The sequence below is a fragment of the Bradyrhizobium sp. JR4.3 genome (assembly GCF_040547695.1).
Classification (GTDB): Bacteria; Pseudomonadota; Alphaproteobacteria; order Rhizobiales; family Xanthobacteraceae; genus Bradyrhizobium; species Bradyrhizobium canariense.
This window is the reverse complement of record NZ_JBEPQF010000014.1, coordinates 174,222-193,316: the sequence shown is the minus strand read 5'-3', so window position 1 is coordinate 193,316 and position 19,095 is coordinate 174,222. Positions and strand designations below refer to the sequence as shown.

General features: G+C 64.9%; 14 protein-coding genes. 10 read left to right on the top strand and 4 right to left on the bottom strand.

Going from position 1 to position 19,095, the window contains the following annotated elements; genetic code table 11:
* Nucleotides 1-26: 26 nt before the first annotated feature.
* The 5 genes from soxB to ABIB91_RS22745 all read left to right on the top strand — a co-directional run bounded on the left by soxB (nt 27) and on the right by ABIB91_RS22745 (nt 5,276).
* Nucleotides 27-1,778 carry a thiosulfohydrolase SoxB gene (soxB, locus tag ABIB91_RS22765; protein ID WP_354166941.1) on the top strand — a complete coding sequence of 584 codons (1,752 nt, stop codon included), beginning with the start codon at nt 27-29 and terminating at the stop codon, nt 1,776-1,778.
* Nucleotides 1,775-2,233 carry a DsrE family protein gene (locus ABIB91_RS22760; protein WP_354166938.1) on the top strand — a complete coding sequence of 153 codons (459 nt, stop codon included), beginning with the start codon at nt 1,775-1,777 and terminating at the stop codon, nt 2,231-2,233. Before soxB ends, ABIB91_RS22760 begins: the two co-directional genes overlap by 4 nt.
* Before the next feature lie 272 nt (nt 2,234-2,505).
* Nucleotides 2,506-3,543, top strand: a complete 1,038-nt coding sequence (locus tag ABIB91_RS22755; RefSeq protein WP_354166935.1) for an MBL fold metallo-hydrolase — start codon at nt 2,506-2,508, stop codon at nt 3,541-3,543.
* A 75-nt stretch (nt 3,544-3,618) separates the two neighbouring features.
* Nucleotides 3,619-3,792, top strand: a complete 174-nt coding sequence (locus ABIB91_RS22750) for a hypothetical protein (protein WP_007598023.1) — start codon at nt 3,619-3,621, stop codon at nt 3,790-3,792.
* Nucleotides 3,793-4,067: 275 nt separating this feature from the next.
* A complete protein-coding gene (locus tag ABIB91_RS22745) occupies nt 4,068-5,276 on the top strand; it encodes an MFS transporter (protein WP_354166932.1) in 1,209 nt (402 codons plus the stop codon).
* A gap of 89 nt (nt 5,277-5,365) precedes the next feature.
* On the opposite strand, the gene ABIB91_RS22740 is transcribed toward ABIB91_RS22745, so the two are convergent.
* Nucleotides 5,366-6,691, bottom strand: a complete 1,326-nt coding sequence (locus tag ABIB91_RS22740) for an MFS transporter (protein WP_354166929.1) — start codon at nt 6,689-6,691, stop codon at nt 5,366-5,368.
* 145 nt (nt 6,692-6,836) lie between these two features.
* On the opposite strand from ABIB91_RS22740, the gene ABIB91_RS22735 reads away from it, so the two are divergent.
* From ABIB91_RS22735 to ABIB91_RS22720, 4 genes are read left to right on the top strand one after another with little or no spacing between them, the layout of a single operon-like run.
* Nucleotides 6,837-7,490, top strand: coding sequence for an ABC transporter ATP-binding protein (locus ABIB91_RS22735; RefSeq protein WP_354166927.1), 654 nt, complete (start codon nt 6,837-6,839; stop codon nt 7,488-7,490).
* Entirely contained in the window at nt 7,487-9,949 is a 2,463-nt protein-coding gene (locus ABIB91_RS22730; RefSeq protein ID WP_354166922.1) for an ABC transporter permease, read from the top strand. The genes ABIB91_RS22735 and ABIB91_RS22730 overlap by 4 nt, the downstream gene beginning before the upstream one ends.
* A complete protein-coding gene (locus ABIB91_RS22725) occupies nt 9,939-11,021 on the top strand; it encodes a lipocalin-like domain-containing protein (protein ID WP_354166916.1) in 1,083 nt (360 codons plus the stop codon). Before ABIB91_RS22730 ends, ABIB91_RS22725 begins: the two co-directional genes overlap by 11 nt.
* A gap of 27 nt (nt 11,022-11,048) precedes the next feature.
* Nucleotides 11,049-11,435 (top strand): MAPEG family protein, encoded by a 387-nt coding sequence (locus ABIB91_RS22720; RefSeq protein WP_354166908.1) that lies wholly within the window; start codon nt 11,049-11,051, stop codon nt 11,433-11,435.
* 177 nt (nt 11,436-11,612) lie between these two features.
* Here the strand turns inward: ABIB91_RS22720 and ABIB91_RS22715 are convergent, their stop codons facing one another.
* The 3 genes from ABIB91_RS22715 to ABIB91_RS22705 all read right to left on the bottom strand — a co-directional run bounded on the left by ABIB91_RS22715 (nt 11,613) and on the right by ABIB91_RS22705 (nt 17,447).
* Nucleotides 11,613-12,806: an ABC transporter substrate-binding protein gene (locus tag ABIB91_RS22715; RefSeq protein WP_007598034.1), complete on the bottom strand. Its 1,194-nt coding sequence runs from the start codon at nt 12,804-12,806 to the stop codon at nt 11,613-11,615.
* Between the two features lie 274 nt (nt 12,807-13,080).
* Nucleotides 13,081-16,245: an efflux RND transporter permease subunit gene (locus tag ABIB91_RS22710; protein WP_354166898.1), complete on the bottom strand. Its 3,165-nt coding sequence runs from the start codon at nt 16,243-16,245 to the stop codon at nt 13,081-13,083.
* Nucleotides 16,242-17,447 (bottom strand): efflux RND transporter periplasmic adaptor subunit, encoded by a 1,206-nt coding sequence (locus ABIB91_RS22705; protein WP_354166892.1) that lies wholly within the window; start codon nt 17,445-17,447, stop codon nt 16,242-16,244. Before ABIB91_RS22705 ends, ABIB91_RS22710 begins: the two co-directional genes overlap by 4 nt.
* A 481-nt stretch (nt 17,448-17,928) precedes the next feature.
* Here ABIB91_RS22705 and ABIB91_RS22700 point away from each other — a divergent pair, with 481 nt between their 5' ends.
* A complete protein-coding gene (locus tag ABIB91_RS22700; RefSeq protein WP_354166886.1) occupies nt 17,929-19,083 on the top strand; it encodes an iron-containing alcohol dehydrogenase in 1,155 nt (384 codons plus the stop codon).
* Nucleotides 19,084-19,095 lie beyond the last annotated feature (12 nt).

Sequence of the window (19,095 nt, the reverse complement as noted above, 5' to 3'; positions counted from 1 at the left end):
CATGAGAGGGCGCGGAGAATTTCTGGATGGCGATCCGCCGCCGCGATTTCCTGAAGAATGCAGGCCTTGCTGCCGCATCGCTCAGCCTGCCACGGCTTGCGCGCGGTGCTGAGGCCGCGAGCATTTACGACCTCGAACGGTTCGGCAATGCGCGTATCCTTCACCTCACCGACACGCATGCGCAACTCAATCCGGTCTATTTTCGCGAGCCCAGCGTCAATATCGGGATCGGCGAGATGGCAGGACGGCCGCCGCATCTGGTCGGCCGCGCCTTCCTCGACCGTTTCGGCATCAGGCCCGACAGCGCGGACGCCTATGCCTTCAGCTGCTTCGAGTTCGAGAAGTCCGCAGGCCGTTTCGGCAAGCTCGGCGGCTTCGCGCATCTGAAGACGCTGATCGATCGCTTGCGCGGCGATGCCGGCGAAAAGCACTCCATGCTCGTTGATGGCGGCGATCTCTGGCAAGGCACGGGACTCGCCAACATCATGCAGGGCCGCGACATGGTCGAGGCCGCAAACCTGCTCGGTATCGAGGCGATGACCGGGCATTGGGAATTCACCTACGGCGAGCAGGCGCTGCGCGACAATCTCGCGCGCTTCAAGGGCGAGTTTCTGGCGCAGAACGTCTTTCTCACGGAGGAAGCCGCATTCAACGACGCTCCCGCCTTCGACAGGGCGACGGGGCGTGTGTTCAAGCCCTCCGTGATCAAGGAACTCGGCGGCCATCGCGTCGCGATCGTCGGCCAGGCCTTCCCTTATGTGCCGATCGCGCATCCCAAACGGTTCACGCCGGACTGGACCTTCGGCATCCGGGAGGAAGAACTCCAGAAGCATGTCGATGGCTTGCGCGGCACCGACAAGGTCGATGCGGTCATTCTGCTGTCGCACAACGGCATGGACGTCGATCTCAAGCTTGCAAGCCGCGTCACCGGCATCGACGTCATCCTCGGCGGCCACACCCATGATGCGATCCCGCAGCCCATCGCCGTGAAGAATGCCAGCGGCACGACGCTCGTCACCAATGCCGGCTCCAACGGAAAATTTCTTGCCGTGCTCGATCTCGCGCTCGAAAAAGGCAAGGTCGGCGACGTCAAATATCATCTGCTGCCGGTTTATTCCGAGCTGTTGAAGCCCGATCCTGGAATGGCCGAACTGATCGGCCGGTTGCGGGCGCCCTTCGTCACCGACTGGTCGGAGAAGATCGCGACGCCCGATCGCCTGCTGTATCGCCGCGACAATTTCGCCGGCCCTGTCGACGAGCTGATCTGCAGCGCGCTGCGCACCGAGCTCAACGCCGAGATCGCGCTGTCGCCGGGCTTCCGCTGGGGCGTCACCGGGCTGTCCGGCCAGGCGCTGACGATGGAGGATTTGCTCGCGGAAACCGCGATCAGCTATCCCGAGACCTATGTGCAGGAGATGACCGGGGCCCAGATCAAGGACGTGCTGGAAGACGTCTGCGACAACCTCTTCAATACCGATCCCTATTACCAGCAGGGCGGCGACATGGTGCGCGCCGGCGGGCTCAGCTACACCTGTACGCCGACGGCGGCGATCGGCGGCCGCATCTCGGAGCTGAAGCTCAATGGCGGCAAGGCGCTCAGTGCCAGCCACCGCTACAAGGTCGCGGGCTGGGCCTCGGTCAACGGCCAGCAAGGCACGCCGGCGTGGGATGTGGTGGCAAAATATCTGCGCTCAGGCCGGATGTTTCAGGAGCGGCTCGGCTCCGGCGTCACGCTGAAAGGCGTCGACGGCAATCCGGGCATCGCAGGACAGGGATGATGCGGTCGCAAACCTTTTCCGCGATACTGCTGGCGCTGTTCGCCTGGGCGGCGATGCCACCAGCGTTTGCGCAGCAGGTGCCGCTCCAGGACAAGCCGTTCGCCGAGCACAAGATCGTGCTGCAGCTCTCTGATGGCGATGTCAGGAAGCAAGCTCTGGTGCTCAGCGTCGCCAACAATTTGCTGAAGGCCTACGACCCCGACAAGGTCGCAATCGAGGTGGTGGCGTTCGGTCCCGGCATCGATCTCCTGTTGTCAGGCAGCGAGCGCCGCAAGCAGGTCGAGAGCCTGATCGCGCAAGGCGTGCGCTTCGACATCTGCCTCAACACCGTCGACACGATCGAGCGTGAGACCGGCAAGCGGCCGGAGTTCATCCCTGCCGCCACGCCGGTGCAGGTCGGGGTCGGCCAGATCCTGTTTCTCAGCGAGAACGGGTACACATTGGTGCGGCCCTGAGCCTTTTATCGGGGCAAAGCGTCGCGGCACAGTCGGTGTCATCGCCCGCGGAGGCGGGCGATCCAGTACTCCGAGACGGCGAGGGGTACGGAAAGGGCGCGGCGTACTGGATTCCCCGCCTTCGCGGGGAATGACAGCGGTGGCCAGGTGACGCCCACTCGCCGGTCACAGGAATAAAAATCTTCCAAATTTTCTTGCTTACACAGTGAATTGCTTCTCTTGTGAGCCCGAAATGTAGTAGAATCTCCGGGTAATTCACGCCGGGTCTTGCCATGATCTTCCGCCAGCTCTTCGACAGTGTTTCGGGTACCTACAGCTATCTCCTGGCGAGCCGCCCCGGCGGCGAGGCGCTGATCCTCGATCCCGTGCTGGAGAAGGTTGACCGCTACTGCCAGCTGCTGCGCGAGCTCGATCTCAAGCTGGTCAAGGCGGTGGACACCCATCTGCATGCCGACCACGTCACCGGCCTCGGCGAGCTGCGCGACCGCACCCATTGCATGACGGTGATGGGCGACCAGACCAAGGCCGACGTGGTGGCGATGCGGGTTGCCGACGGCGACAAGGTGACGATCGAGGGCCTGGCGCTCGACGTGATGTACACGCCCGGCCACACCGACGATTCCTATTCCTATTTGATGGGCGACCGCGTCTTCACCGGCGACACGCTGCTGATCCGCGGCACCGGCCGCACCGATTTCCAGAACGGTTCTTCGCGCGCGCAGTATGAGTCTATTTTCAATCGGCTGCTGAAGCTTCCGGACGAGACCATGGTGTTTCCGGCGCATGACTACAAGGGCGACACCGTCTCCACCATCGGCGAGGAGAAACGCTACAATCCGCGGCTCCAGGTGCGCTCGGTCGACGATTACATCGAGCTGATGGCCAATCTGAAGCTGCCCAATCCGAAGATGATGGACGTCGCGGTGCCCGCCAACATGCATGTCGGCCTGCACCAGGAGGAGCTGGAGAAAGAGGGCCGCGCGCTCCGTGCCGTCGAGGCGATCCGCAGCCTCGGCCGTCCCGATATCCTGCTGGTCGATTTGCGCGAGACCAATGAGCGGATGAAGCACGGCATGCTCGAAGGCGCGCTGCATACGCCCTATCCGTCCGTTGAAGACAGCCTCAAGCCCGGCGGCATGCTGCGCGAGGTCGCGGCCGCCACCGGCCGCCGCATCGTGTTCTTCTGCGCCTTCGGCGAACGCTCGGCGATGGCTGTCGCCGCCGCCAAGGAGGCGGGGCTCACCAACACCGCCCACATCGCCGGCGGCATCGACGCCTGGAAGAAGGCCGGCGGGCCGGTGGTGCACTGACGACTTGAGATAAGTCAGGAACCGCACATATCTTCCGGATAGGATCGGCCGCAGCATCACCATCCGGGACCAGCCATGGCCAAGATCGGCAAGCCGAGCGCGCCGCCCAAAATTGCGGACGACACGCCAGCAAAAGACAAGGCGAAGAAGCCTCCGCCTCCGCGCGACACCGAAGACGATGATTACGAAGACGGCGACATCGCGACACCAAAGCGAGACCGCTACGGGCCGGATGACGAGCCGTTTTGAGGGCTCGGCTCTTGCCTCGCTCTCAACTGTCGTCCTGGCGAAAGCCAGGACCCATACCGCGTGATCTCTCGATCGTGGATGGTCGCAGTACCGGACCACGAGTTTTCGCTAAACTGCTTCATGGAGGTTTCATGGGTAATGGGTCCTGGCTTTCGCCAGGACGACGGCGGGGAAACTCCTGCCCCACACTACCTGCCATGCGCCTGCGTTCATGGACAAATAACCGCTCTGCCCGATAGTTTGCGCGTCTCCAAAGGACGTGAAACGGAACTGCAATGGTCGACGTTCTCGCCGCACCGCAACAAGGCAAGGCGGACAGCGCGCTACGCACGCTGACGGGAATCTCGATCGCGCATTGGGTCAGCCATTTTCATCTGCTGGTCCTGCCGATGCTGTTTCCCTTCCTCAAGAATCAACTCGGCGTCGGCTATGTCGAGCTCGGCTTCGCGCTGACCGTGTCGGCCGTGGTGTCGGGGCTGACGCAGGCGCCGACCGGCTATCTCGTCGACCATTTTGGTGCGCGAAGGATCCTGCTGGGCGGCCTCACGCTTGGCGGCCTCGCGCTGATCCTGCTCGGCCTGCACCTCAGCTATGCCTCGCTGATCGCCTGCGCCGTGCTGCTCGGGCTCGCCAACAGCGTCTACCATCCCGCCGATTATGCCATCCTCGCCGAGCACATGGACGAAGCGCGGATGGGCCGCGCTTTCTCGATCCATACCTTTGCCGGCTATTTCGGCGGCGCGGTGGCGCCGGCGATCGTCGCCGCGATGGTCACCGTATCTGGCGGTGCCGGCGCGCTGATCGCATCCGGCGCGATCGGTGTTCTGGTCGCGCTGCTGCTGGTGACGATGAACATTCCCGATGCCGGCGCGTACAAGACGAAGCCGGGCACCGAGAACGCACCAAAACAAGCCGTGATCACGCCGGCGCTGATCACGCTGACGGCGCTGTTCATGCTGCTCAGCCTGTCGGTCGCCGGCATCAACAATTTCGGCGTGGTGGCGCTGATGAGTGGCTATGGCGTCACCTATTCCGCGGCCAATGTCGCGCTCACCGCGTTCCTCGGTGCAAGCGCCGCCGGCGTGCTCGCGGGCGGCTTTCTCGCCGACCACACCGAGCGCCACGGCTATGTCGCCGCCGCCTGCTTTGCCGCGAACGCGGCGATCGTGCTGCTGATCGCGCTGGTCACGCTGCCGGGCTGGGCGCTGACCGCCACGATGGCGGCCGCGGGTTTCCTCTCCGGCGTGATCGCGCCCTCGCGCGACATGCTGGTGCGCAATGCAGCACCTCCCGGTGCTGCGGGGCGTGCCTTCGGCATCGTCTCCACCGGCTTCAATCTGGGCGGCATCGTCAGCCCGCTGCTGTTCGGCTGGATCATGGACCAGAGCGCGCCGCATTGGGTGTTCGGGGCGTCCGTGATCTTCATGGTCGCGACCGTGGTGCTGTCGCCGTTCACGGAGCGGAAGCGGCCAATCGCTGCTTGAGCAACAAGCTCAATTGTCGCCCCGGCCTAGCGCGCAATTGCGCACAGGGGCGGGGATGACGTTGTGATTGGGTTGACTGAAGTGGCCCCTTACGTCGGCGATACCGCGCCCTTCAGCGCGCTGGCCTGCGGCGCGGCGGTGCCGGTCAGCCTGGCCTTTTCCGTGTTCGGCCAGAGCAGGAGCAGCCCGAGCGTACCGGAGCCGACCATGATCGCGGCGTTGATGGTGAAGCCGGTCATGTAGCCGTCGAGCATGCTGCCGGCGCGCTGGATCACGGTGCCCATCACGGCGGGCGCGATGATGCCCGAGAGCGTATAGAGCGCGCCGTAGATCGCGAGGATCGCGCCGCGCTGCGACGTCGGCGTGAACTCGCCGAGCATCGGCGGGCAGACCACGTAGATCGCTCCGCACAAGCCCGTTCCAACCACAAGCAAGCTGAGCTGAAAGCCCGCGCCCTGGACATGCGGCATCGCGGCCAGGATCAGGCCACCGATGACCAGCGGCACGGAGCCGAGCACGCCGCGTGCGACGCGGGTGGTCGAGCCGCGGGCCATCATCAGTTGCGAGATCCAGCCGGTCAGGATCACGATGGTTGCGCCGAACACCCAGGGCAGGGTCGAGATCCAGCCGGCCTGGCTCTGCGAGAAGCCGAGGCCCTTGATGATGAACGGCGTGAACCAGGTCAGCCCGAGCGACAGCGCCCAGTAAGCACCGAAGGTCGCCGCGACGCAGCCGAGGAAGGTGCGCGAGGTGAGCAGCTGAAGGTAGGGAATCTTCGTCTCGGCCGCAGCCTGAGCCTGTGTGTCCTCCAGCGGGCCTTCCTTGCCGAATGCGAGCCAGGCGCAAACCCAGATCAGGCCGACGACGCCGAGCGCGCCGAACGCATAGTGCCAGGAATGATTGACGATGATCCAGTTCAGCGCCGGCACAGCGAGGATGACGCCGAAGGCCGAGCCCTGCGACAGGATCGCGGTCGGCAGCGTCCGCTTCTCGTCGGGAAACCATTTGTAGATCGCATGCGCAGCGACCGAGAAGGCCGGGCCTTCGCCGGCGCCGAGCACGATGCGGCAGATCAGGAGCGTGGTGAAGGAGACGGTGCCGACCATCGGAAACTGCGCGAGCGCCCAGACCACCGCGAGCGCGAGCAGCACCCAGCGCGTTGGCACCTTGTTGACGATGAAGCCGACCACGATCGCAGAGATCGAGAACAGGAAGAAGAACGACGAGCCGAGCAGACCGAACTGCTCGGGCTCGAGCTTCAGCTCAGTCATGATCGGCACGCCGGCGAGACCGACGACGATCTTGTCGGCGAAGTTCACCAGCATGAAAAGAAACAGCAGAAATGTAACGGTCCAGGCGCCCTTAGGCGTTCCAGTCGTCTTGCCCGCCACCTCGGGCGTTCCCTGAGCGCTCATCATTCTCCCCGTCGTCCGTTTTTGGCACTTTTTTGATGTAGTCCTCTTAGGAGCTAACAACGGCTTCAATAGCAACGCAACCCGGCATTTCCGCAGCAAGTGTGCTACGCAGCAATTCCGCTAATTCCGTCCGGCGCCATTCATCGTGCTGAGCATCCGAAACCTCTCCAAGACGTTCTCTTCGGCCGGTGAGCCGGTCCATGTCCTGCGCGGCGTCGATCTCGACCTCAAGGCCGGCGAACGCGTCGCACTGACCGGCGAATCCGGCAGCGGCAAGAGCACGCTGCTGCACCTGATCGCAGGGCTCGATGCCGCCGATAGCGGCACGATCCAACTGGAAGACACCGAGGTCACCAAATTGTCCGATGCGGGACGCGCGGGCCTGCGCCGCGACCGGATCGGCCTGGTGTTTCAACAGTACAATCTGATCCCGAGCCTGTCGGTCGGGGATAATCTGGTGTTTCAGGCGCGGATCGCCGGCCGGTACGACGCAGCCTGGTATAAGGAGCTGATCGAGCGTCTCGGGCTTGGCGGCCTGCTCAAGCGTTATCCAGAACAATTATCAGGCGGCCAGCAGCAACGGGTCGCGATCGGCCGGGCCTTGGCGATAAAGCCGTCGTTGCTGCTGGCGGACGAGCCGACCGGCAATCTCGATGAGGCCACCGCCGAGGACGTGCTGGCCCTGACGCGCGACCTCGTCACGCGCACCGGCTGCGGCTTTCTGATGGTGACGCACAGCCTGCATCTGGCCGCGGCACTCGATCGCCACGTCAATCTGCATGCCGGGCGGATCGCATGAGGCGCGCGCTCTGGGTCCTCGCCGTGCTGCTCAGCCATTGGCGGCGCCACAAGATGCAGTTCGCGACGCTCCTGATCGGGCTGATCGCGGCGACCGCGCTGTGGAGCGGCGTGCAGGCGATCAACCAGCAGGCCCGCAACGCCTATGACCGCGCCGCGGCAACCTTCGGCGGCGCGCGCACGCCGATGCTGGTCGCGCCTGATGCCGCGACTTTTCCGCAGGAGCTGTTCGTCAAGCTCCGCCGCGCCGGCTGGCCGGTCTCGCCGATGCTGGAGGGACGAGTCCAGGTCAACGGGCGCTCGGTCCGGCTGCTCGGCATCGAGCCCGTCACGCTGCCGGTCGATGTCGGCAATGCACCGCGCCTCGGCGCCGCCGATCTGAGCAGCTTCATCGCACCGCCGGGCCAGACGCTGGTGGCAGGGGAGACGCTGAACGATTTGCAGGAGCAGGAGGGCGCGGCACCAGCGATCAGCAACGGCGCAAAACTGCCGCCGCTGCGCGTGCTGCCGCAGCTTGTGCCCGACGTGCTGGTGGTCGATATCGGCGTGGCGCAGCGGCTGCTGAACAAGCCGGAGCAGATCTCGCGACTTCTGATCGGCAAGCCCAGGGGCAAGCCCGCGCCATTGGCGAGCGTCGTCGGCGACCGCTTGCAGCGGGTCGAGTCCAATGCGGAGACCGAGCTGGAGCGCCTCACCGACAGCTTTCACCTCAATCTCACTGCGTTCGGCCTGCTGTCGTTCTTCGTCGGTCTTTTCATCGTCAATTCTGCCGTCGGTCTCGCCTTCGAGCAGCGCCTGCCGATGCTGCGCACGCTGCGGGCCTGCGGTGCCTCGGCGCGACTGGTCAACACCGTGCTGGTGGTCGAACTCGTGGCGTTGTCGCTGGTCGCAGGCCTGATCGGGCTTGCCTGCGGCTATTTCATTGCGGCTGCGCTCTTGCCCGACGTCGCGGCGTCCCTGCGCGGACTCTATGGCGCGCAAATCCCGGGGCAGCTCAGCTTGCGACCCGAATGGTGGCTCGCCGGGATCGGCATCAGCATTGCCGGCGCGCTGGTGGCCGCGGCGACCAGCCTGATCAAGGCAGTCAGGATGCCGGTGCTGGCGACCGCGCAGCCGCGCGCCTGGCAACAGAGGCAGCGCCGTTGGCTGATCCTGCAAAGCGGAGCTGCCTGCGCCGTGTTCGCGGTCGCGCTGTTGCTGCTCCAGTACGGACAATCGCTGATCGCGGGCTTTGGCGTGCTGGCAGCCCTGATGCTGGGCGCCGCGTTGATCCTGCCGGCCTTTCTCGACATCATCCTGCGGACCGGGCAGCGTTTCGCGCGACAACCGCTCGCGCTGTGGTTCTGGGCGGACAGCCGGCAGCAGCTCTCGGGATTGTCGCTGGCGCTGATGGCGCTGCTGCTCGCGCTCGCCGTCAATGTCGGGGTATCCACCATGGTGGAAACGTTCAGCCGCACTTTTGTCGGCTGGCTCGACGGGCGGCTCGCAGCCGACGTCTACATCAGCGCCTCCGACAATGCGAAAGGCGTCGCGATCCGCAATTGGCTGAAGGAGCGCAGCGATGTCCAGGCGATCCTGTCGGGCGGACGCGCCGAGGCGCAGGTTCAGGGGCAGCCGGTGGAACTGCTCGGCCTGCCCGATCATGCACTCTATCGCGAGCGCTGGCCGCTGCTCGAAGCCGCGCCCCGTGCCTGGACACAACTCATACCCGGCAATGCCGCGTTCATCAGCGAGCAGCTGAGCCGCCGACTCAACGTCCGCGTCGGCGACGTCATCGACGTCCCGGCGCCGGGCGGGACCTGGCAGCTCGACATCGTCGGCATCTATGCCGACTACGGCAACCCCAAGGGCCAGCTTGCGGTGAATGTCGCGGCGCTGATCCGGCAGTTTCCGCAGACGCCGCAGACGCGCATCGGCCTGATTGTCGCGAAGGAGAATATCCCCGGCTTGATCATGGCGCTGCAGAAGCAATTTGCGCTCGACGACCGCAGCGTCGCCGACCAGGCGACGGTGAAGGCGGAATCGATCCGCATTTTCAACCGCACCTTCGCGGTGACGTCGGCGCTGAACGCGTTCACGCTCGGCGTCGCAGGAATCGCGCTTCTGACCAGCCTTCTCACGCTGGCGAACTCGCGCCTGCCGCAGCTTGCGCCGCTCTGGGCGATCGGCATCACGCGGCCGCGCCTCGCCGCGATCGAACTGACCAAGACGCTGTCGGTTGCGCTGTTCACGTCACTCTTGGCCGTGCCGCTCGGGCTGCTGGTGGCGTGGTGTCTGATCGCGATCGTCAACGTAAAAGCGTTCGGCTGGCGGCTGCCTTTCCATGTGTTTCCGTTGCAACTGGTCGAGCTGGTCGCGGTCGCGCTGTTCGCCTCGTTGCTTGCCGCGCTGCTGCCGATGATACGGCTGGCGCGGATGCAGCCGGCGAGCCTCGTCAAGGTGTTTGCCAATGAGCGCTGACAGCATCTCGCGACGCACCTTCGCCGGCGGCATCGCCGCGCTGGTGGCGACCCGCCGTGCGGGCGCGCAGGGCTATGCCGGGCTCGGTGAAACCGCCGACGGCTTTGCGAAGGTCGAGCCGGGAAAGACGTTCTCCTTCCCCGCCGATCACGGCCCGCATCCGGAGTTTCGCATAGAGTGGTGGTATGTCACGGCGAATCTCGTCGATGCCAGCGGCGCGGCTTGCGGCCTGCAATGGACGCTGTTTCGCCAGGCGACGCAGCCGGGACCGCAGGGCGAGGGCTGGGCCAACCAGCAGGTGTGGATGGCGCATGCGGCGGTGACGCGGGCCGACACCCACCGCTTCAGCGAGCTGTTTTCACGCGGCGGCGTGGGACAGGCCGGCGTCACGGCGAAACCGTTCTCAGCCTGGATCGACGATTGGGCGATGAACGGATCCGAGCGCACCGAAGATCGCGCTTTGGCGCCGCTGACGCTGAAGGCCTCGGGCGCCGACTTCAGTTACGCGCTGACGCTCGAGGCCGATCGTCCCGTGGTGCTGCAGGGCGATCGCGGCTACAGCCGCAAGTCGGAGCGCGGACAGGCCTCCTACTATTACAGCCAGCCGTTCTATCGCGCCCGCGGCACGCTCACCATCGATGATAGGCCGGTCGATGTTTCCGGCCAGGCCTGGATGGACCGCGAATGGAGCAGCCAGCCGCTCGACACCGACCAGACCGGCTGGGACTGGGTGTCGCTGCATCTCGCGTCCGGCGACAAGCTGATGCTATACCGGCTGCGGCAGAAGGACGGCATGGACTATCCATTCGGCAACTGGATCAGCGCCACAGGCGACACGCAGATGATCGTGGGTGCCGATATCCGGATGATTCCGAAAGCGACGGCTGAGGTGGCCGGGCGCAAGCTGCCGGTGGAGTGGCAGATCGCGATCCCCTCGCGGTCGTTCTCGATCCAGTGCAAGCCGCTCAATCCAAAGGCGTGGATGGGGACCGGTTTTTCCTATTGGGAAGGGCCGATCAGCTTTACCGGCACGCATGACGGCGTTGGCTATCTCGAGCTGACCGGGTATTGAAGCGCAGCGTCCTCCAAGGAATTCGTCATGTATCACCTCACTGCTCTCGTCACGCTGCTGACGATCCTGTTCTACTTCTTCATCACCATCAACGTGTCGCGCTCGCGCACCAAAACCGGCGTCAAGGCGCCGGCGATGTCGGGCCATGCGGATTTCGAGCGCGCGTTCCGGATCCAGATGAACACGCTGGAATGGATGCCGATCTTCCTGCCGTCGCTCTGGCTGTTCGCGATTTACATCAATGATGCCGGTGCAGCGGCGATCGGAGCGGTCTGGATCGCCGGCCGCATCGTCTACTTCATCGGCTATTCGAAGGCCGCAGCAAAACGCGGCCCGGGATTTTTTATTCAGGGCATCGCGGCCATTGCGCTGTGGGCCGGGGCGCTGGGAGCGGCGGTGCTGCGGCTGGTGTGAGGTAGCCGACATGCGTCCACTTGCCCCGCCGTCGTCCTGGCGAAGGCCAGGACCCATAGCCACAGGGCGCAGCTATGGGCACGATGGTGGCGACAGCTTGTTTCAACAAGTCGCTATAGGAGTAATGGGTCCTGGCTTTCGCCAGGACGACATCGCGCTTTTTAAGCCGCCGTCATCCTACTTCGTCAGCGGACAGCCGCTCTCCTTGGCAGTGAAGAACGCCTTCTCGCCGGGAACGACCGCGAGCTGCTTGTAATAGTCCCAGGGCTTCTTCGATTCGGAGGGCTTCTTGACCTCGAACAGATACATGTCGTGGACCATGCGGCCGTTCTCGAGCACCTTGCCGCCTTGCGCGAAGTCGTCGTCAACCGGCAGTTCCTTCAGCTTCTTGGCGACCGCATCCGGATCCTTGGTGCCGGCGGCCTTGACCGCCTTGAGATAGCTCAGCGTCGCCGAATAGGTGCCGGCCTGGATCATGTTCGGCATCCGGCCGGTGCGCTTGAGAAAGCGTTCGCCGAGATGGCGGGTACGGTCGTTGATATCCCAGTAATAGCCCTCGGTCAGCACCAGGCCTTGCGCGGCCTGCAAACCGAGGCCGTTCACTTCGGCGAGCGTCATCAAGAGGCCCGCGAGCTTCTGGCCACCGGAGACGATGCCGAACTCGGACGCCTGCTTGATCGAGTTGGTGGTGTCGAGGCCGGCATTGGCAAGGCCGACGATCTTCGCCTTCGAGCTCTGCGCCTGGAGCAGGAAGGAGGAGAAGTCCGAGGAGTTGAGCGGCACGCGCACCGAACCGAGCACCTTGCCGCCATTGGCGGCGACGATCTCGCTGGTGTCCTTCTCGAGCGCATAGCCGAAGGCGTAGTCCGCGGTGAGGAAGAACCAGGTGTCGCCGCCGGCCTTGGTCAGCGAGCCGCCGGTGCCGACACCGAGCGCGCGGGTGTCATAGGCCCAGTGGAAACCGTAGGGCTGGCAGGCATCGCCGGTGAGGCGCGAGGTCGCAGCGCCGACGACGATGTCGATCTTCTTCTTTTCCTTGGAGAGCTCGTGGATCGCGAGCGCGACCGATGAGGTCGTCAGCTCCGTGATCATGTCGACGTTCTCGACGTCGTACCAGCGCCGCGCGATCGAGGTCGCGAGATCCGGCTTGTTCTGATGGTCGGCGGTGACGAGCTCGATCTTCTGGCCGAGCACCTCGCCGCCGAAATCCTCGATCGCCATCCTGGCGGCTTCGACCGACCATTTGCCGCCGTAATCGGCGTAGACGCCGGACTGGTCGTTGAGGATGCCGATCTTGACGCCTTGGGCGGAGGCCGGCGCGGCCAGCAGCAAAGCCGAAATTGCGACAGCGGCCAAAAGGGCTGATTTCATGTGTTAGCTCCCAGCAGTTTTCTGTTTTGAAATCGCGCGGATACTAGTGAAGAACCCCGGCGGTGCCCATCCATTTCGGTCTAGGCCGTTAGTATGGGCGCGGCCATTTTTGATGAATTGCCGTCGTCCTGGACAAGCGAGCGGAGCGAGCGCTGATCCAGGACCCATTACCCCAGGGAGCAGTTTGGCGAAGTCTCGGAGTAAGCAGCTCGCACAGCAACCACTCCCTGGGGTAACGGGTCCTGGCTTTCGCCAGGACGACATTGGAGAGGAATTAAGCCAGCGCCTTCGGCTTGCCCTCGTTCTTCCCCTCGGCCAGGTTCCGCACCACGACGTAGAAGATCGGCGTGAACAACAGCCCGAACAAGGTGACGCCGATCATGCCGAAGAACACGGCGACGCCGACGGCTTGCCGCATCTCCGAGCCCGAGCCGGACGAGATCACCAGCGGCAGCACGCCGAGGATGAAAGCGAAGGACGTCATCAGGATCGGCCGCAAGCGCAGGCGGCAGGCGTCGATCACGGCCTCCAGCCGCGGCTTGCCTTCATTCTCGATGTCGCGGGCGAACTCCACGATCAGGATCGCGTTCTTCGCCGCCAAGCCCACCAGCACGACAAAGCCGATCTGGGTGAGGATGTTGACGTCCTGCCCCATGATGCGCACGCCGATGGTGGCGGCCAGCAGGCACATCGGCACGATCAGGATCACCGCGAACGGCAAGGTCCAGCTGCCATATTGCGCGGCGAGCACGAGATAGACGAACAGCACGCAGATCGGGAACACCAGCAGTCCCGCATTGCCGCCGGTGATCTGCTGATAGGACAGATCGGTCCATTCGAAGGTAAAGCCGCTCGGCAAGGTGTCGTCGGCGAGCTTCTTTATCGCGTTGAGCGCAGTGGTCGAGCTGGTACCCGGGGCTGGCTCGCCCTGGAGCTCGGATGCTGCATAGAGATTGTAGCGCGCGACGCGGTCAGGGCCGGAAACATCCTTGAAGTCGACCACGCTGCCGAGCATGACCATGTCCCCGGAGGCGTTGCGCGTCCGCAGCCGCGCAAGATCGCTCGGCTCTTTCCGGAACGGGAAGTCGGCCTGTGCGGTGACGTGGTAGGTGCGGCCGAACAGGTTGAAGTCGTTGACATAGGTCGATCCGAAATAGGTCTGGATCGTGTCGTTGATGTTGGCGATGGGAACGCCGAGCTTCTGCGCTTTGGTGCGGTCGATGTCGACGAAGAGCTGCGGCGTGTTGGCCGAGAACGGCGAGAACACCGTGGGAGCGAGCAGCGACGGCGATTTGCGCGCCGCGGCGACCAGCTCGTCGGTGGCCGCGGCGAGCAGCTCCGGCCCGCGTCCCTGGCGGTCCTGGATGCGGATGGTGAAGCCGCCGCCGGTGCCGATGCCGGGCACGGCCGGCGGCGGAATGACAATGATGAACGCGCCCTGGATTGCAGCGAGCCGTTTGCGCAGCTCGGCCGTGATGGCGTTCGCAGTCAGCCCCTTCTTGATCCGCGCCTCGGGCTCGTCGAAAACAGGGAACAGCGCCGCTGCATTGCCCGCCTGCGTGCGCGTCGCGCCGGAGAAGCCGGCGAAAGCGGCAACGCGGATGATACCCGGTGTATCCAGCGAGATCCGCTCGATCTCGCGCACGACCTCGGTGGTGCGTGCCAGCGAGGCCGCGCCCGGCAATTGCACGGAGATGATGACGTAGCCGCGGTCCTGCGCCGGAATAAAGCCTTGCGACGTGGTCCCGATCAGCCAGCCGGCGCTGCCGATCAGCACGACGTAGATCAGGATCATCACCGCCGAATGCCGGATCACGAAATTGGCGAGGCCGGCGTAGCCATGCGCGAGACGGTCGAACACGCGGTTAAACACGCCCGTGAAAGCGTTCCAGCCGCGTGCGAGAAGATTCCAGCGCGCTGGCGGCCGCTTCTCCTCGTGCGGAACGAGAAGAAGCGAGGCCAGCGCCGGCGACAGCGTCAATGAGCAGAAGCAGGAGATTGCGGTTGCGACCGCAATGGTGACGGCGAATTGCTGGAAGAACTGACCGGAAATTCCGCCCAGAAACGCCGTCGGGACGAATACCGCGCAGAGCACCAGCGCGATCGACACCAATGCGCCGCCGACCTCCTCCATGGTCTTCAGCGCGGCGTCGCGCCGGCTCATGCCGTGCTCGAGATGCCGCTCCACATTCTCGACCACCACGATGGCGTCGTCGACCACGATACCGACGGCGAGAACGAGACCGAACAGCGTGAGATTGTTGATGGAGAAGCCGAGCGCCGCCATCACCGCGAAGGTGCCGACCAGCGACACCGGGATCGCGATGATCGGGATGATCGCGGGCCGCCATCCTTGCAGGAACACCAGAACCACGATGACCACGAGCAACATGGCCTCGTAGATGGTCTTGATCAGCTCATGGACGGACTGCGCGATGAACTCGGTCGGGTTGTAGCCGATATTGAAGTCGAGGCCTTTCGGGAAGGTCTCCTTCAGCTTCGCCATCGTGTCCGAAATGTTCTTCGCGGTCGCGAGCGCATTCGATCCCGGCCGCTGCGTCACCAGCATCGCGACCGCCGATTTGCGCAGCAGGAAGCTGTTGGTGGAGTACGCGAGAGCACCGAGCTCGATACGGGCGACGTCGCGCAGGCGTACCGTGCGGCCGTCGGAGCCGGCCTTGATCAGGATGTCCTCGAACTGCTTCTGGTCTTTCAAACGCCCTGTGAAGGTGAGGTTCGGCTGGAAGGCGCGGTCGGCGATCGGCGGTTCGGCGATCTGGCCGCCCGCGATCTGCACGTTCTGCGCCCGGATCGCGGCGAGCACTTCGGCCGAAGTCAGGCCGAGATTGGCGATCCGGTCAGGGTCGAGCCAAAGCCGCATCGAATAATCGCGCGCGCCGAAAATCTGGATGTCGCCGACACCGTCGATCCGCAGCAGCTGGTCGCGGACCTGGAGCAGCGCATAGTTGGAAATGTAGAGCTGGTCGAACGTGTCGTCGGGCGACAGCATGAACACGACCATCAGGATGTCGGGCGAGTTCTTGCGGGTGACGACGCCGTTGCGCTGCACTTCGTCCGGCAGTTGCGGCTGCGCGATCGCGACGCGGTTCTGCACCAGCACCTGGGCCTTGTCGAGGTCGGTGCCGAGCTTGAAAGTGACGGTGATGGTGAGCTGGCCGTTCGAGGTCGCCTGGCTGTAGAGATACAGCATGTCCTCGACGCCGTTGATCTGTTGCTCGATCGGAGCGGCAACGGTGTCGGACACGGTCTGCGCGGAGGCGCCGGGATATTGCGTAGTGACCACGACGGTCGGCGGCACCACTTGCGGATATTCGGAGACCGGCAGCGTGGTGTAGGCGAGCGCGCCGACGATCAGCAGCACGATCGACAGCACCATGGCCAGGATGGGTTGGTTGATGGAGAGACGGCCAAGATTCATGATTTGTCACCGGCGGGCGCTGGTGCCGTCTGCGGAGCGACCTTGGCACCGACGCGGGCGCGCTGGATGCCGTTGACGATGACGCGGTCGTCCGCCTTCAATCCCTCGCGGATCACGCGCAGGCCCTCGTCGAGCGGCCCGAGCGTCACGGGACGCGCCTCGACGGTGTCGTCCGGCTTGACCACGAACACGATCTTGCGGGACTGGTCGGTTGCGACCGCGACGTCGGGGATCAGCAGCGCCTCATAGGGCGCGCTGCCGATCAGTCTGATGCGCCCGAACTGACCGGGCAGGATCGAAAGATCGGTGTTCTTGACCACGGCGCGGCTGCGTAGCGTGCCGGTAGAGACGTCGAGGCGGTTGTCGAGGAAGTTGATGGTACCCTCATGCGACGGCTTGCTCTCGCCGGCCAGCGTCACCTGCACCGGGTTCGCCGTGTCGCGCGAGCTCGGGCGCTTACCTTCGAACCACAGCTTGCTGTATTTGATGAAGGTTGCCTCATCCATGTCGAAATAGACGTAGATCGGATCGAGCGCGACGATCGAGGTGAGCAGCGTCGAGGAGCCGGTATCGCTGCCTTGCACCAGATTGCCGGGGCTGACGAGATGGCGGCTGACGCGGCCGGTGAGCGGCGCGGTCACATGGGTGAATTCGATGTTGAGCCGCGCGGCCTTCAGCGCGCCTGCGGCCTGCGTCTCCGCGGCGTGCGCGGCCTGCAAGGCCTGGCGTCGCTGGTCGACGGCCTGCTCGGAGACCGCGCTGGTCTGCACCAAATTGAGGCCGCGGTCGAGCTCGCGCTTGGCAAGCTCCACCTTGGCGCGCGCATCGGAGAGCTGGCCGTCTGCCTGCTCGGCCACCGCCTCGAATGGACGCGGGTCGATGACGTAGAGCAGATCGCCCTGATGCACGATGGCGCCGTCCTGGAATTCGACGGAGTTGACGAAGCCGCCGACGCGCGGGCGGACCTGCACCTCCTCGACCGCCTCGAAGCGGCCGGTGAATTCGTCCCAATCGGTGACGGTGCGCTTGACCGGCTGGGCGACGGTCACCGGCGCTGGCGGGGGAGCACTCGCTTGCGAGGCCGGCTGGCCGCAGCCGGTGAGCGCAAAGGCCGCGGCGAGAAGGCCGACGATGGCGTAAGGCCGAGGCGAAACGAAATCGTGCGTTTTGACAAATTGCTCGCTTCCGTCCGGTCCAGTCATCCCAGGTCCTCGCATCAAAGCCGCGGAAAAAGCAGGGTACGCTTGTACCCGCGGGCGCCACAAGATGGGTTTCAATCATGAACTCTTCAAGACCAAAGCGCGGGCAATGCTCGGAGGAATGCCCTGGCCGGATGACGGGTTGACAGGGCTTGTTTGCCTCTCCCGGTAAACCGCAAGGCAATCGCATATGGATTTCACGAGGAGCGCGGGCTTGCTCCCCTCTCCCGCTTGCGGGAGGGGCCGACGCGCCCCGGGCGATGCGCAGCATCGTCCCGCGCGCGGCGGGTGAGGGCTCTCACCACGCAGGGACATCCTCCGCAATTCTCGACAATCCCGACGCGGAGACACCCCCACCCCAGCCCTCCCCCGCAAGCGGGAGAGGGGGAGGAGAGAGCGACAGCGTCTTCGCGCATGACGAATGCCGCCAGCGCGGTTAGACTACCCCCACAAAAACAAGACGAATTGTCCGGGGAGGACAGACGTGCATCAGGGACGTGTCGTTTACGGCGCGATCGAGGAAGTCGTGTTCGGCCACCCCGCGGCCGAGGCCGTGGTCGCCCAGATGGACCGGCTGGGGACGCGCCGTGCCTTCCTGATGGTGTCGGGCACGCTGAACCGGCAGACCGACGAAATCGCGAAGATCACACAAGCCCTGGGCACAAATTGCGCGGGCGTCTTCGATGCCATGCCGGCGCACACCCCGCGGGAGGCGGTGATCGCCGCCACCAATGCGGCGCGCGAGGCCGGCGCCGACCTGATCGTCACCGTGGGCGGCGGCTCGATCACCGACGGCGCCAAGGCGGTGCAGCTCTGCCTCGCCAACGGCATCGACGATGTCGACGGCATCGAGCGCATCCGCGTGCACAAGGGCGTCGCGCCGGAAATGACGGCGCCTGTCGTGCGCCAGATCAGCGTGCCGACCACGATCGCCGGCGGCGAGTTCAGCGCGATCGCTGGCGTCACCGACCGCAGCACGCACGTGAAGCAGATGCTGCGCCATCCGCTGACGGTGCCGCGCGCGACCATTCTCGACCCCGCCATCACCGTGCACACGCCGGAATGGCTGTTCCTCTCGACCGGCATCCGCGCCATCGATCATTGCGTCGAGGCGATCTGCTCGCCGGAGACGCATCCCTATGCCGACGCGCAGTCGGTCAAGGGCCTCGCGATGCTCGCCGACGCGCTGCCACGGGTGAAGGCTGACCCTGCTGACCTCGATGCGCGCATGGATGCGCAGATCGGCACCTGGCTGTCGATGGGCGCCCTCGCCGCCGGCGTGCCGATGGGCGCAAGCCACGGCATCGGCTACGTGCTGGGCGCGGCCTTCGACGTGCCGCATGGCTACACCTCCTGCATCATGCTGCCGGCCGTGATGCGCTGGAATGCGCCCGACAATGCCGAGCGCCAGATGATCGTCGCGGCCGCAATGGGCTTTCCGGGTCACAAGGCGGCCGACGTGCTCGATGCCTTCATCCGCTCGCTCGGCATGCCGCGCAGCCTCGCCAATGTACGCGTCACGCCGGAGCATTTCGACGCCATCGCCGAACAGGCGATGCGCACGCCCTGGGTGCCGCGCAACCCGCGCAAGATCGACGGTCCCGCGCAGGTGCGCGAAATCCTGCTTCTTGCCGCATGATCTAAAGCCGGA